Consider the following 14,977-nt stretch of genomic DNA (forward strand, 5'->3'; position numbering starts at 1 on the left):
ATACAATTTTAAAATGGAAAGTACACAAAAAGGCACCGTTAAGTTTTTCAATTCTGAAAAAGGATTCGGTTTTATCAAACACGACGATTCAAACAAAGAAACTTTTGTTCACGTTAGTGGATTAATCAGCGATATCAAAGAAGGCGACAGCGTGGAATTTGACCTGAAAGAAGGGAAAAAAGGAATGAATGCCGTTAATGTTAAAGTAGTAGGCTAATACTTAACCTCACAAGCTTCAGGGCCGTCCGTTAATATGGATGGCCCTTATTTTTTGCCTGCCCTGGTAATCTTTTGCAAAAAAGCCGAACAAATCACCGGAATTTGCTGTTTGTTGATAAATTTACATCCCATAATCATCATCAAAATGAAAAAGACCGCTCTCCTGCTTTCAGGTATCCTGGTATCCGTGATCGCATTTTCGCAAACGGCTGCCGTTAAACCCATTAATCCAGGTAAAATTCAATTAAGCGACGGACAAAAGATCATTGCTGCCAGCTCCATCGCCATTGAAGCAGACATGGGCATGGGTATGCAACTCAACAGCAACACCGCTTCTGAAAACATCCTGGAAGTTAAAAGCAGTACTGCAAAAGACTACACCATTACCAGTACACTTACTAAACTAAAAGTGGATTTTAACATGGCAGGGCAGTCAACCAATTATGATTCAGAAAAGAACAGCACCCCTTCATCGGATATCGAAAAGACATTTGCCGAAAGACTGAACAAGCCGGTGGATGTGATCCTGGACAACACAACCGGTACGGCAACCCTCAAAGAAAAGCAAAAGAAAAGTGATGGTGAAGAGGAGAACCCGATGGGTGGATTGATGAATGCCTTTGCCGAAAGTTCAGACGATGCAGTGGTTTCCGGTGCTTTCGAACTGATCCCTGCCGGTAAAAGTATTGGGGACAGCTGGTCCGATACCACCAGGTCGAAAGAGATGACCACCATCCGTAATTACACGCTGAGATCAGTTTCCGGGAATGATGCACTGATCCAACTGGATGCCGTTACCACCGCCAGCAATAAACTGGATTTCCAGGGAATGGAATTTGAATTTAAAAGCACAACAAAATCAACGGGAGAGATCACGTCTGATATCAGTACCGGGCAGATAAAGAATAAAAATACAAAAGCAGATATAACCGGTACTATTCAGCTCATGGGGCAGGACATGCCGGTAACAGCAAAAGTAACTTCCACCGGTACCTATAAGTAAATGATTTACCGGCTCAATTGCAGACGGTAATAACCTGCCGCCGTAAGCAGGCAAATACCGCCTATTATCCACCACAGGTTATTAAATCCTGTTGCAAAAGCTACTTGTGTACCGGCAGCACTGCCTATCACCTGGGCTGCACTCCAGGCCATGGTATACAAGGCAGCATATTCTCCCCTGTTGCCTTCCGAACTCCGGGATATGTAGTAGGAATTCATGAACGGCATTGCGATCATTTCTGCAAAGGTTACGGTAAGCGTAGACAGCACAGCAATAAGAAATCCATTCGCACCAGGGATATTCAATATAAAGAATGAGGCGGCCATTAAAACCGTGCCGGTTGTCATCAGGCGCAGGTAAGGTATCCTCCCCTCCAGTTTAAATACGATCACCATTTCCATCACAGCAATAAGGATCCCGTTCATCGCCATCACAACCCCTATCCAGAATTCGTTGATATGCAATCCTTCTTTGAAATACATGGGAATGGTGGTGAACAACTGGAAAAAACAAAGGGCAAACAATACCTGCAGGCCAATAAAATACATAAATGTTTTATCGGCGTGGGCCGCTTTTTCCTTCACCGGCGCTGGTTTTGACTTGGACAGATTCTGCTGCTGGGCCAGCGATACCTTGGGAACCAGCCATAACAGCAGGAATGCTGCCGTTATATTGGTAAAGCCGTCCACCCAAAACAATAAATGATAATTGATGGAAGCAAGAAAACCACCCAGCGCCCCTCCTACACCCCATCCCACGTTAATGGCAAGCCTTACGAGAGAAAAAGACTGTGTCCGGTTTTGGGGATTGCTGTAGTGAGCAACAGCGGTTGCATTCGCAGGACGGAATGATTCATTTACCATGCTCAGGAAAAATGTACAGATGCATATGGATGTAAAACTGTTCATTTTTCCAAGTGTGATGAACAAAATACCCCCCAGGAACAATGAAACGAATTGTGTGTAATAGAAACCAAAACGGTCGCTGATCCTGCCGCCCAGGAAAGCCCCCACCATCGACCCCAGTCCATACACAGCAACTACGTACCCAGCCTGGCGGGTGGTGTAGCCGATGTGTTTACAGTACAATGTCATAAATGGCAGTACCATGGTACCGCTCCGGTTTATCAGCATGACCAGGGCCAGCAGCCACATCCGCCTGCTTAACCCGGTATAGGCATTCTTGTAAAGATTAACAGTAGCACTGATCATAAAAAGTGCTGCAAAGTTATTTATTTGCAACACCTGGCTCAAAAAATTATATCAAAGGTTATCAAGTATGTCCTTTACAGAAACCCGTTTCCGGTAATCGGTATTAAAAAAAACATACTTCACTTTTCCATCTGTCCCGATGATATACGTTGCCGGTACCGGCAGGTTGGCCCCGTTTGCCCCGTTCGCTTTGTCAAAATCTATCCCGTAACCCTTGTACCTGGATATTGTTTTCGCATCCACAGCAAAATTCACCTTATACAACTTCATGATCTCCAGGCCTGCATCTTCCAGCACCGGGAAGGCAGCCCTGGTCTTTTCAATGGTCTTCCGGATACCATCAGCTGTTTCTGGTGTAACAGCCAGTACGGTGACCTTTTTATCCCGCAGCAATTGTAATGAATCGGCAAAATGGCTCAGTTGCTTATTGCAATGCGGACACCATTGTCCCCGGTAAAAAAGAATTACCACAGGGCCCTCCTTCAAACGTTCCTTCAGACTCAGCGTCTTCCCATCCTGGTCCTTAGCGGTAAAATCAGGTGCCATATCTCCCGCTTTTAAACCACCGGGATAAACGGTTTCTGTTTGTGCAAATAGAAATGAGGAAAAGAAAACCAATAGGGTAATGGGGATAAGCGATCTCTTTATCATGATTTTTTTTCAAAAGTAAAGAGATGAAACCAGCCCTTAAGTCGGCTTTACGACATCCGGGATAAAGCAGGCACTTATTGTTTGTAATTTTCAGACCTGGGCATATTGTCAAAAGCAATTTTACAAATTGCCGGTGGAATGGCCAGTTTACGCACTTTCGTATCCATCCAGGCTCCATCTGCTGTAATTACCGCTGCAAGCGTATCCCCATTTATCCACAATTCATTTACCAGGCTCCACCGGGAAGCATCCGCATTGCATTTCTCCAGTTTCAGGTTGATGACCAGTGAATCACCGAATTTGATCTCCTTTTTGAAAACGCATTCTTCCCGGAATAAAATAAGCCCGATATTATTCTCTAAAAGGAACAGTGGGGTGATCCCGTTCTCTGTCATGTATGAAAGCCTGCAAAAAGCACCATAGTCGTAATACTTTGAATGAAGCACGTGATAGTTGGGGTCGATATCTGCCCAGCGTATCTCTGCTTTTTTTGAATATTCCTTCATAAGCGTCCTAATAAAAAACATCCCGTTTCCCGGGATGTTTTAAAGTTAAGTATCTTTTATTTGTAGAGGATGGAATAATATTCCCTGGCCATCCGGTTGCTGTCGAACTGCCAGCGTACGTCCCGCATACCGTTCTTGATTATCTGCCGCCAAACATCATGGTTCTCGTAATAAAGCGGCAATACCTGGTTTTCCAGTATCTCGTACAGTTTGTTCAGATCATATTCATCCTGTTCGTGCACACTGATATTCTCATAGTCAATGGGCGGAACAACAAAGCCGTTATTCCCGTGATTAATGAACTCACATATCCACCCGTCGTGTGTACTGCAGTTTACAGAACCGTTCATGGCAGCTGTCATACCGCTGGTTCCGCTTGCCTCGCGGGGAACACGGGGATTATTCAGCCAAAGATCCGATGCCTGTTTTAACCGCTTGCTCAACGCCAGCTCATAACCTACGCAAACAGCTACATTATCATACTTCTTGCTTAAATGAACCAATGCATTGAAATCGCTGATGGCAGGATAATCAACCGGGTATGGCTTGCCTGCCCAGATGATCTGCACCGGGTACTTCGGGTTATTTAACAATGCCTCAAATCTTTCTTCATCCCGGGTCAGCAATTCAGCCCTTTTGTAGCCGGCAAACCTTCTGGCCCATACGATCGTAAATACATCTGGATTTAACAGCTTACCTGTCTGGTCGGCTACAATATCAAAAGCCCGTTTCTTTAAATATTTTTTCCGGTCATCAAAGCTGCCGTCGTTATGCTCTTCCATGAACCGGTACAGTTGTTTATCGGCCCAGTAATGCCAGTTCTGGGCATTGGTGATGGCGGTTATTTCGCAGATATCCTCGTATTTGCTCCAGAGTTTACGGCTTACCTCCCCATGCAACTGGCTGACCCCGTTTGCAAATTTTGCAAAACGCAATGCCGCCAATGAATGATTGAAGAGGTCCCCTTCCATGCCCGTGAGTTTCCGGACCTCATCAAGTTTTAATCCGCAGAAATAGCTCATCTTTTCGCAAAGGTGGATATCGTGCTTTTCATTTCCGGCCTCTTCCGGGGTATGCGTGGTGAATACCAGGCGGTTCCGGACTTCTTCTATACTGCCGAATTTCTTATACAGGTAAAAAGCAGCACTTACGGCATGGGCTTCATTCAAATGATAGAGTTCGGGATTAAAATTCAATTCATCGATCAATTTTGCCCCACCTACACCCAGCAAAATGAACTGGGCCACTTTGGTAGCTACATTGGCATCGTACAACCGGTGCGAAATGGTTTGAGAAACATAATCATTTTCCGGCAGGTCGGTACTCAGTAAAAAAAGCGGGGCCGATTTAAATGTTTCGGGATTGAGGTACCAGGCTTTCACCCAAACCGGGTGTTCATGTATATCAATCTGGAACTTGATACCGGTATCTTCCAGGAAATTGTAGATCTTTTCATTCCACTGCACCTGCAGGGTCTGGTCCTGGTTACGGGCCTGGTCGTAGTAACCGTATTTCCAGAGAATGCCGATGCCAATAAGATTCTGGCGTAATTCATAAGCACTGCGCATGTGGGAGCCACTTAAGAATCCAAGGCCACCGCTGTAGATCTTTAAAGGCTGGTGTACGGCAAACTCCATGGAGAAGTAAGCAACACGCTTATTATACTGCCCGTCTACTTCATAGGGTACGTTAAAAGAAGAAAAATTCATAATGGATTAATTGGTTCAGGTGGCAATAATACGGAAATTTAGAGATATATGTAAATGGTACACATTATGGTTTGTCTACCACGGCGGTGACCTCTATTTCTATCAGCAGTTCTTTATCAATAAGATTTGATACTTCTACCATCGTTGCAACGGGCTTAATATCCCTGAAAAATTCACCGTGAGCCCGGCCGGCCTCTTCCCATTGGCTGATGCTGGTAACAAACATTCTTGTACGGACAACATCTGACAGCGAGGCACCTGCCTCCAGCAGCACTTTTTCAATTTTTTTAAAAATATAAACGGTTTGCGCATACAGATCGCCCTTCCCGACCAGTACATCTCCATCCATCGCTGTCGTTCCAGCCACTTCAATGATATTACCTACCCGTACTGCCCGGGAGTATCCCACAATGTCCTCCCAGGGTGACCCGGAACTGAATGTACTTCGCATACACGATCATTTACCGGCACAAATTACAAACAACCCGGACACCGGCATAAATAAATTATTTGGCGAATAGTAAAACTATTTTTAGATTTGTCTAAATTTTATTTTCGATACCATGGATTTTACCACCAGTGAACAGAATTACATCAAGCGGATTTACCACCTTCAGCAGGAAAGCGGGCTGGTCAACACCAATTCGCTGGCAGCTGAAATGCACACGCGGGCAGCTTCCGTAACCGATATGCTGAAAAAACTGAAATCAAAAAAACTGCTTCAGTATGAACGCTACCGGGGTTTTAAACTAAATGAAGCAGGTAAAAAAGCAGCCCTGGATGTAATACGCAAACACCGGCTCTGGGAATATTTTTTAGCCGAGGTATTGAAATTTGACTGGGATAAAGTACACCCCATTGCCGAACAACTGGAACACATAAACAGCGATGAACTGATACAGCGACTGGATAAATTTTTAGGCAATCCCTCCTTTGATCCGCATGGAGACCCCATCCCCGACCGGAATGGCAAAATACCTGTAATGAACCAGCTCAGCCTTTCGGGTGTTCCGGTCAAAAAACAGGTTACCGTAAGTTCGGTGGGTAATCAAACGGCCCAGATGCTTGAAATGCTCAGGCATTACAAAATTGCGCTTGGTACACAACTGCAGGTGATCCAGAAATTTACGTTTGATGGTTCACTGGAAATAAAGGTTTTGAAACAGTCCTCCTGCATCATCAGTGAACAGGTGGCTAAAAATGTTTTTGTACATTATGACAGGTAAAAAAAACAACGATGCTTCTTTAAGTGAAGTACATGAATCCGTTGATACCACGGTGAAGAAGACCGGTTGGCGCAGGATATTCTCCTTTTTAGGGCCCGCATATCTTGTGAGTGTGGGTTACATGGACCCCGGCAACTGGGCAACAGACCTGGCAGGCGGAAGTAAATTTGGCTATACCCTTATCTGGGTCTTGCTGATGAGCAACCTGATGGCATTGCTGCTGCAGGGACTTTCTGCAAGACTGGGCATCGTAAGGGGTAGAGACCTGGCGCAGGCCAACAGGGAAACGTATCCCAAAGTCGTAAACTTTTTTTTGTACATCCTTGCAGAGATCGCCATTGCTGCCACCGACCTGGCTGAAGTGCTGGGCATGGCGATCGGTATCCAGTTACTGACCGGGCTGCCGCTTGTATGGGGAGTTTCCATCACTGTCCTGGATACCTTCCTGCTGCTATTCCTTCAGCGCCTGGGCATACGTAAAATGGAAGCCTTTATCATCAGCCTTGTAGGCGTTATCGGGATTTCCTTTTTGATACAGATCATTTTGGCCGAACCTCCCATGGGTGAACTGGTAACGGGGTTCATACCGGGCAAAATGAGTGATGAAGCCTTATATATAGCCATTGGTATCATTGGCGCCACGGTAATGCCGCACAATCTGTACCTCCACTCCGCCCTGGTACAAACCCGTAAGATAGACCGCTCCGATGCAGGGATCAGGCAGGCGATCAAATTCAACCGGATCGATACAACCATCGCATTGAACCTTGCCTTTTTTGTAAATGCAGCCATTTTAATTGTTGCGGCAACTGTTTTTTTCAAAACCGGTAATTCAGATGTGGCAGAGATCAAGGTTGCCCACCAGCTATTACCCCAGTTCCTCGGAAACCTTGCCCCGGTACTTTTTGCAGTGGCATTGATCGCTTCCGGGCAAAGCAGCACCATTACCGGTACGTTGGCAGGGCAGATAATCATGGAAGGTTATTTAAGCCTCCGAATCAACCCGATGCTGAGGAGGCTGATCACCAGGCTGGTTGCCATTATCCCTGCACTGATCGTGATCATCCTATACGGAGAGAATAATGTAGATGCCCTTCTGATCCTGAGCCAGGTGATCCTGAGCCTTCAACTTGGTTTCGCCATTATTCCGCTGATCCATTTTGTAAGCGACAAAAAAACAATGGGAAAATTTGCCATCAAGACCATCACAAAGATCGCTGCATGGATCATTGCCTCCGTACTCGTGTTCCTGAACCTGAAGATGCTGGTGAATGAAATGGGAGCCGTTTATTCGGATGGGGCTTTATGGCAGAAGATATTACTTACATTGGGAGGATTGATATGCCTGGCATTACTGGTCTACATCATCTTAAGCCCGCTCTTTTCAAGAACCAAAAGAACTTCACCCGGCAAAATACACCCGGGCGAAGGCACTTTCCGTGAACTGGTCATTCCCAGTTTCAAAAAAATCGCCATCGCACTTGACTTCAGTGAAAATGATGATAAACTGCTGGCGTATGCCATTGGCCAGGGCAAAGATGATACCCACTACCTCCTTGTTCACATCGTTGAAAGCCCTTCCGCAAAATTATTCGGAAAAGACAGCGATGATTACGAATCAAGAAAGGACAAGGAAAGGCTGGACTCCTATGTCATGGAACTGCAGGCCCGTGGATTCACCGCCGAAGGCTTCCTGGGATATAAGAACAGGGTCAAAGAAATTGTACGCATTACCAAGGGTGTGCATGCCGACATGCTGGTGATGGGTGCACATGGCCATTCCGGTTTCAGGGATTTCGTTTATGGTGAAACGGTGAATGCCGTGCGGCATGAATTAAAGATACCGGTGCTCATTGTTAATTTATAACAAGCTCAGCAAGCATCTTATCAATTTTCCTGTTCCACGCTCCCTGTACTTTCCGGATGCGGCCGTTTGAGGTCTGCCCGTCGTATTCATCCTGCATGGTGTCCAATGAATCGTAACATTCATCATAAATGGAATCAACCACCGCAGAATAATTACCGGCGGTAAGTTTTGCTGCCTTTAATTTTTTAACAAACAAGCAGGTATTGATCCAGGTGATATCGAAATGGTGCTGTTCATGCGTAAGGGCATAATCGGTATTCATGTTCTTCCTGAACCAGGAATTCCTTTTATTGAAATAACAATAAACGATTATTACAACATGGGCCCTGCCGTTCGTTGATTGCATGGACATCCGGTAACCAAACCCTGACTCTGTGATGGCAGCCGCCATGCTGTTCTGACCGGGCCTGCCCTTAAAATCATCCCACCTGAGTTTCTGTTCCGGATTGTAGTAAATAGTATCTCCCCGATGTACCCCGCCTCCGTCATACCACTGAATGGTTGTGGTAAACTGTGCAAATGAAATAGTACAGACCAGCAATGCTGCAATGAGGAAGGAGAATTTTTTCATGTCGGATTATAAACCTAACACCAAATCAACAAAAATTATTATTGCCTGAGCCTGTGACGGACAAGATTTACAATATCGTTAACAGCTATATTTTCCATGCATTTAAAATGGCCCCGTGGGCATTTCCTGTAACCGATCTTGCTGCATGGCCGGCACCAGAGTTTGTTTATCTCTACCACATCATAATGCTGCTTTGAATATTTCCCATAGTACGGATACATACCAAAGGCAGGTACCGTATTTCCCCAGGCAGAGATAATGGGTTTTTGAAGAGCTGCTGCGATATGCATCAGGCCGGTGTCGTGGGTAATCACAAGTTTTGAACGCCGCACCAGGTCGGCAGATTCGTTCAGGCTGAACTTTCCGCAGGCATTGTATATCTTGACCTCATCCACGGAAGCAATAGCCTTCCCGTCTTCCTGGTCTTCCTTCCCGCCCAGTAATATCAGCGGGTGATCCAACGCTGCACAAAGTTCCTTCAGTTTATGAACGGGCAATTTCTTTGTGGCCAATGCGGCCCCGATCACTACAGCGATGAATCCATGCAGATGCGAGGTAGGAAGATCGTTGTTGTCAACCACATCTGCTTCCGGAATAAAATAGTCAAGCCCCTGTCCATCATCCTGTATCCCGAATGAACGTACCGTTTCCAGGTTCCGGTCAACAATATGCTTATCCGGCAGCATATTGATCTTGAGATTGGTAAGTAAGAATTTCTCTATGTTGAGTTTGTGGAAAGAAAACGCTTTTACTTTTTTCAGGGAACGTTTGATGCGCAGCGTGCGCAGGTTGTGATGCAGGTCGATGATATAATCGTATTCCTCTGTCTGCAGTTCATGAAGCATCAGTTCAAAACTATCTCCCAGCACATGTACCTTATCAATATACGGATTCGTGGCTACCATGCCCCGGAATGCCTGCCTGGTCAGGAAATGGATCTCTGCACCGGGCAGTTGTTTACGCAGGCAACGGACAACGGGGGTGGTCAATACGATATCACCGATGGAAGAAAAACGTATGATGAGAAATTTTGCCATGGGTTATTGCCACAGGAACAAAGAAGTTATTCTTCTATATAATTTAAGTCTTTATGAAATGTTTCCTCCGTTAGTACGGCAGCGATGACCGTTATTGCCATGATCACGATGGCCGTTATCCAGCCCCCGGTAACATAGTCCGTCATCCCCCTGAACAGTTTAAACAAAGGCAATATCATCACCGTAAGCATACCCCTTACCATGTTTGGAATGGTGGTTGCTGCGGTGGCCCGTATGTTGGTACCAAATTGTTCCGCACCCATGGTCACAAATATGGCCCAGAACCCGGTACCAAAACCAAGCCCCGCACATATCCAGTACATCCCGGCAGCGGTGCCATTCCACTGCATTGTAAAGAACAGCAGCATGAATACAGCCGTGATAAAATAAAAAAGGTACAAGGCCTTTTTCCTGCTTTTAAACCACTGGCTGATAAAACCGATCAGGATATCACCGATCGAAATGGCAGCATACGCATACATGATCGCCTTACCCGGATCGATCTTTTCTTTGATGCCCATCTGTTTTCCGAACTCACTCGAAAAAGTAACAAGTACTCCAATCACAAACCAGGTAGGCAGCCCGAGGAGAATGCTGCACACGTATTTTCTGAGCCGTTCCTTCGTATTCAGCAGCATGAAGAAATTTCCCCGCTCCACTTCCATCTTCTTCACTTCATGAAACATACCGGATTCAAAAACGGAGATACGCAGCAGAAGTAGAGCCAGTCCCAATCCGCCCCCAATGAAGTAACAGGTACGCCAGTCAAAATTTTCCTTCATGATAAATGCCAGCACGGCACCGGTAAGGCCAATGCCGGCTACCAATGATGTGGCAATACCTCTTTTGTGTTTGGGAGTGAGTTCCGAGACCAATGTAATACCGGCTCCTAATTCTCCCGCAAGCCCGATGCCGGCAATGAACCGGACGATCTTGAACTGGTCGGCTGTCTGAATAAATCCGTTGGCAATATTTGCAATGGAATATAAAATGATGGAACCGAACAGAACACTCAACCGGCCTTTTTTATCCCCCATGATCCCCCAGATGATGCCGCCAATAAGCAGTCCACCCATCTGCCACATGATGATGCCCTCACCTTCCGTAAGGATTTGTGCATCGGATAACCCGATCGACTTAAGGCTGGGCACCCGGGTAATACTGAATAAAAGCAAATCGTATATATCCACAAAGTAGCCAAGAGCAGCCACTACAACGGCAATATTGAAAACCGAATGACTATTTTTCTGCATGTGCATCACGTGGCTTTTTCTTCTTACCAAAGATCAGTTTTACAAAAATAGGAGCGGTTGTTACCAGTACAATTGCCAGAACAATGATCTCAAGGTGTTCTTTCAGATCAAAACCAAATTGGGATAATATCCATTTCTGCAGGAAAAATCCTCCCAGTATCATGCTTACCACCCAGGCGATGCATCCGATGATGTTGAAAAAATGGAATTTCTTCCTGTCCATATCCACAATGCCGGCAACAATGGGAGCAAAGGTCCGTACGATCGGAATAAAACGGGCTGCCACGATCGCACCGCCGCCATGTTTTTCATAAAAATCATGCGCTTCATGCAGGTATCTTTTCTTGAAGAACCACCTGTCCTTCCAGTTATACATGGCATGTCCAAACCGTTTCCCGGTCCAGTATCCCACGGCATTGCCCAGGATCCCCGCCAGGGAGATCAAGGCTGCCAGTACGAACAGGTCAAGCCAGTAACTGTATTGAAAAGGTTCGAAGCCCAGAAATTTAAGTACCTGGTACCCGATCCCTGGTTCGATCGCCCCGGTATCGGTTTTTATTTCATGGGCGAATATGCCTGCGACAAACAACAAGGAATCACCGGGCAGAAAAAACCCAACAAACAACCCGGTTTCTGCAAACACAACAAAGAGGAGCAGCAACAGTCCTCCGTTCTCAATATACCATTGCGGCTGCAACAGCTGTGTCCAGTGAAAATCAAGGAAAAAGAAATCAGGCATTTATCTTTTTTTATAGTCAGGTTACGAATGTTCCAGTTGTCCTTCCCATTTGCTTACGGCTGCGGTCGCCAGCGCATTTCCCAACACGTTGGTCATGGTTCTGCCCATATCACAGAATACATCAATGGCCAGGATCAAACCCACCCCTTCGGCCGGCAAACCAAACATGGCCCCGGTGGCCAGTACCACCACCAGGGAAGCCCTCGGAACCCCCGCAATGCCTTTACTGGTCACTAAAAATACCAGCAGCATGATGACCTGCTGCCACACATCACCGGTAATGGAGGTAATGTTGAATGCCTGCGCAATGAACATGCTGGCAAATGTCATATACATCATGCTCCCGTCTAGGTTGAAAGAATAACCCAGCGGCAGAACAAAGCTCACAATTTTATTATTGCATCCGAACCGCTCCATCTCTTCCACCAGTTTCGGATAAACCGCTTCGCTGCTTGCCGTACTGAAAGCAATGGACATCGGTGTGGCAATTCTTCTTAATAAAACAGGTAACCGCCTTTTTAAGAAAAGATAGCCTACAAAAAGTAACAGCAACCAGAGGATCAGCAGGCCCAGATAGAATTCACCGATGTATTTCCCGAATGTTATTAAAATACCGAGCCCGTTCTTTGCAATGGCGGCAGCCATGGCACCAAAAACACCTAAAGGAGCCAGGTACATAACATAGGTCACCATTTTCAACACAACATGCGCTACCGCGTCCAACGCATTGATAACGGGTTCGCCTTTTTTCCCGATCGCCGTTAATGCAATACCGAAGAAAACGGAGAACACCACCAGTTGAAGTATCTCGTTGGTGGCCATCGCTTCAATCACACTGCGTGGCACCACGTGTTCCACAAATTTGGATAACGAAAAGCCTTTGGATTTTTCCAGCAGGTCGCTTACCGCAGCCATGTCAGTATTGGTGATATCCACGCCAACACCCGGCTTGAAAATATTCACCAGGATCAGGCCCAATGATAAGGAGACCAGGGATGCTGTAATAAACCAGAGCATGGCTTTACCTCCTACCCGGCCTACCGTTTTCATATCGCCCAGTTTGGCTATGCCAACCACCAACGTAGCAAAAACAATGGGCGCAATGATCATCTGCACCATGCGCAGGAAGATGGTGGTGAGCAGTTTTATGTTGTCTGAAAACTTCTTTACCGTACCGGCTTCATAATTCTCATTCACATAATAACCCACCACAATACCCAGTACCATCGCAATAAGTATGTAAAGCGTAAGCCTGCTCCTTTTTGTTGGCTGGTGAGTTATTTCCATTGCGACCTGTTTAGTGACGCAATATAATATTAAAAGCTGTTAAACATGGGGGGTATAAAAAAGTATGACCGGTGGTTTTTTTAATGATTAATTGCTTATTTTTCCAATCTATTTTTCATAAAACCAACTACTTGTATGAGTTTGTTTGTAAAAAAACCATTGAGCCAGATGCTGTCCCAGGCTGAAGGCGGCGAAGGTGGCCTTAAACGTACCCTGGGTGCGGCCAACCTGACCGCTCTCGGCATCGGAGCCATCATTGGTGCAGGTCTTTTTGTAAGAACTGCCGCTGCGGCCGGCCAGGCTGCAGGCCCTGGAGTTACATTATCATTTATTGTGGCAGCCATTGGCTGTGCTTTTGCAGGATTATGTTATGCCGAATTTGCAGCGATGATCCCCATCGCCGGCAGTGCATATGCTTACAGCTATACAACCATGGGAGAACTGGTGGCATGGATAATCGGATGGGCGCTGATCATGGAATATGCCCTGGGCGCTGCCACCGTTTCCATTGCCTGGAGTGAATACCTCAATAAGCTCTTCGACGGGCAGATACCCTATGAATGGTGCCATTCCCCGTTTGAAAGTTTTACAGACTCGGCCGGTGTTCATCATTCCGGCATCATGAATGCACCGGCATTGATCATTTTATTGCTGCTGACCCTTCTGCTTATCAAGGGCACACAGGAATCGGCACTCGTAAACATGATCATCGTGTTCATCAAAGTGGCCATTGTTTTGCTGTTCATTATCATTGGCTGGCAATTCATCAAGACCGGGAACCAGACTCCGTATTTAATTCCTGAAGGCACCCCGGCGGTTACTGACAGCGCCGGCAAAGTGATCGCCGATTACAGCGGCTGGAATAAACACGGCTGGGGCGGTGTACTGGGAGGCGCTGCCATCGTATTCTTTGCATTCATTGGTTTTGATGCAGTGAGTACGGCTGCACAGGAAGCAAAGAATCCCAAAAGGGACATGCCCATCGGTATCCTGGGCTCTCTGGTCATATGTACGGTCCTTTATATTCTCTTTGGTCATGTATTAACCGGTGTGGCAAACTGGAAAGAATTTGTTGACCCGGAAAAAGGCCGTGAAGCATCTGTAGCCTATGCCATCTCTACGTATATGACAGGTTATGGCTGGCTGGCCACGGCAGTAACCGTGGCGATCCTTGCCGGGTTCTCCTCGGTGATCCTGGTTATGCTGATGGGTCAAAGCCGCATATTCTATACCATGAGCAATGACGGGTTGATCCCAAAGGCTTTTGGAGAGCTTCACCCCAAATACAAGACACCATATAAAGCAAATTGGATACTGTTTGTATTTGTAGGATTGTTTGCCGCTTTTGTTCCGGGCAATGTGGCTGGTGACCTGACATCATTCGGAACCTTGTTTGCCTTTGTGCTGGTAAGTGCGGGCGTCTGGATATTACGGGTCAAAGAGCCCAATATCCACCGTCCTTTCAAAACACCCATCTACCCGGTTGTATCTGCATTGGGCGTACTCATATGCACTGCCATGATCGTTGGCCTGGACGCACAGACATTAAAAGTGGCATTCGGCTGGATGATTGTGGGATTGATTGTTTACTTCGTCTACAGTAAGAATCACAGCAAGCTCCGGAACCCGGGCTCATAAATAAATTCAGGAGTATATAAAAAATCCCGGCCGACAGTTGTCGGCCGGGATTTTTTATTC

General features: G+C 46.2%; 15 protein-coding genes. 5 read left to right on the forward strand and 10 right to left on the reverse strand.

What is annotated here, in order from left to right:
- Nucleotides 1–13: 13 nt before the first annotated feature.
- Together IPJ02_04865 and IPJ02_04870 are read left to right on the forward strand one after the other, a co-directional pair.
- The gene (locus IPJ02_04865) at nucleotides 14–217 is read left to right on the forward strand and encodes a cold shock domain-containing protein (GenBank protein MBK7374902.1); all 204 of its coding nucleotides are present in this window, start codon (nucleotides 14–16) and stop codon (nucleotides 215–217) included.
- Between the two features lie 147 nt (nucleotides 218–364).
- On the forward strand, nucleotides 365–1,222 hold the full coding sequence (locus IPJ02_04870) for a hypothetical protein (protein MBK7374903.1): 858 nt from the start codon (nucleotides 365–367) through the stop codon (nucleotides 1,220–1,222).
- Nucleotides 1,223–1,227: 5 nt separating this feature from the next.
- Here IPJ02_04870 and IPJ02_04875 read toward each other — a convergent pair whose 3' ends face one another.
- From IPJ02_04875 to IPJ02_04895, 5 genes are all read right to left on the reverse strand, one after another.
- Nucleotides 1,228–2,433: an MFS transporter gene (locus IPJ02_04875; GenBank protein MBK7374904.1), complete on the reverse strand. Its 1,206-nt coding sequence runs from the start codon at nucleotides 2,431–2,433 to the stop codon at nucleotides 1,228–1,230.
- Nucleotides 2,434–2,484: 51 nt separating this feature from the next.
- Complete coding sequence (locus tag IPJ02_04880) at nucleotides 2,485–3,084, reverse strand: AhpC/TSA family protein (GenBank protein MBK7374905.1); 600 nt, start codon at nucleotides 3,082–3,084, stop codon at nucleotides 2,485–2,487.
- 74 nt (nucleotides 3,085–3,158) lie between these two features.
- The gene (locus tag IPJ02_04885) at nucleotides 3,159–3,590 is read right to left on the reverse strand and encodes an acyl-CoA thioesterase (protein MBK7374906.1); all 432 of its coding nucleotides are present in this window, start codon (nucleotides 3,588–3,590) and stop codon (nucleotides 3,159–3,161) included.
- Between the two features lie 56 nt (nucleotides 3,591–3,646).
- A complete protein-coding gene (gene glgP / locus IPJ02_04890) occupies nucleotides 3,647–5,299 on the reverse strand; it encodes an alpha-glucan family phosphorylase (GenBank protein MBK7374907.1) in 1,653 nt (550 codons plus the stop codon).
- Nucleotides 5,300–5,363: 64 nt separating this feature from the next.
- Nucleotides 5,364–5,750: a RidA family protein gene (locus tag IPJ02_04895; protein ID MBK7374908.1), complete on the reverse strand. Its 387-nt coding sequence runs from the start codon at nucleotides 5,748–5,750 to the stop codon at nucleotides 5,364–5,366.
- Nucleotides 5,751–5,862: 112 nt separating this feature from the next.
- Between IPJ02_04895 and IPJ02_04900 the strand changes: the two genes are divergently transcribed.
- Nucleotides 5,863–6,525, forward strand: coding sequence for a metal-dependent transcriptional regulator (locus IPJ02_04900; GenBank protein ID MBK7374909.1), 663 nt, complete (start codon nucleotides 5,863–5,865; stop codon nucleotides 6,523–6,525).
- Complete coding sequence (locus IPJ02_04905; GenBank protein ID MBK7374910.1) at nucleotides 6,515–8,392, forward strand: Nramp family divalent metal transporter; 1,878 nt, start codon at nucleotides 6,515–6,517, stop codon at nucleotides 8,390–8,392. Before IPJ02_04900 ends, IPJ02_04905 begins: the two co-directional genes overlap by 11 nt.
- Here IPJ02_04905 and IPJ02_04910 read toward each other — a convergent pair.
- From IPJ02_04910 to IPJ02_04930, 5 genes are read right to left on the reverse strand one after another with little or no spacing between them, the layout of a single operon-like run.
- Nucleotides 8,382–8,963 carry a hypothetical protein gene (locus IPJ02_04910; protein ID MBK7374911.1) on the reverse strand — a complete coding sequence of 194 codons (582 nt, stop codon included), beginning with the start codon at nucleotides 8,961–8,963 and terminating at the stop codon, nucleotides 8,382–8,384. The genes IPJ02_04905 and IPJ02_04910 overlap by 11 nt on opposite strands.
- Nucleotides 8,964–9,001: 38 nt before the next feature.
- Nucleotides 9,002–10,000: a glycosyltransferase family 9 protein gene (locus tag IPJ02_04915; GenBank protein MBK7374912.1), complete on the reverse strand. Its 999-nt coding sequence runs from the start codon at nucleotides 9,998–10,000 to the stop codon at nucleotides 9,002–9,004.
- Between the two features lie 26 nt (nucleotides 10,001–10,026).
- The gene (locus tag IPJ02_04920) at nucleotides 10,027–11,259 is read right to left on the reverse strand and encodes an MFS transporter (protein MBK7374913.1); all 1,233 of its coding nucleotides are present in this window, start codon (nucleotides 11,257–11,259) and stop codon (nucleotides 10,027–10,029) included.
- Nucleotides 11,240–11,992: a VTT domain-containing protein gene (locus tag IPJ02_04925; protein ID MBK7374914.1), complete on the reverse strand. Its 753-nt coding sequence runs from the start codon at nucleotides 11,990–11,992 to the stop codon at nucleotides 11,240–11,242. The genes IPJ02_04920 and IPJ02_04925 overlap by 20 nt, the downstream gene beginning before the upstream one ends.
- Nucleotides 11,993–12,013: 21 nt before the next feature.
- Nucleotides 12,014–13,279, reverse strand: coding sequence for a dicarboxylate/amino acid:cation symporter (locus IPJ02_04930; protein MBK7374915.1), 1,266 nt, complete (start codon nucleotides 13,277–13,279; stop codon nucleotides 12,014–12,016).
- A gap of 135 nt (nucleotides 13,280–13,414) precedes the next feature.
- Between IPJ02_04930 and IPJ02_04935 the strand changes: the two genes are divergently transcribed.
- The gene (locus IPJ02_04935; protein MBK7374916.1) at nucleotides 13,415–14,917 is read left to right on the forward strand and encodes an amino acid permease; all 1,503 of its coding nucleotides are present in this window, start codon (nucleotides 13,415–13,417) and stop codon (nucleotides 14,915–14,917) included.
- The last annotated feature ends 60 nt before the right edge of the window (nucleotides 14,918–14,977 follow it).

This window comes from Chitinophagaceae bacterium (genome assembly GCA_016710165.1).
Taxonomy (GTDB): domain Bacteria; phylum Bacteroidota; class Bacteroidia; order Chitinophagales; family Chitinophagaceae; genus Ferruginibacter.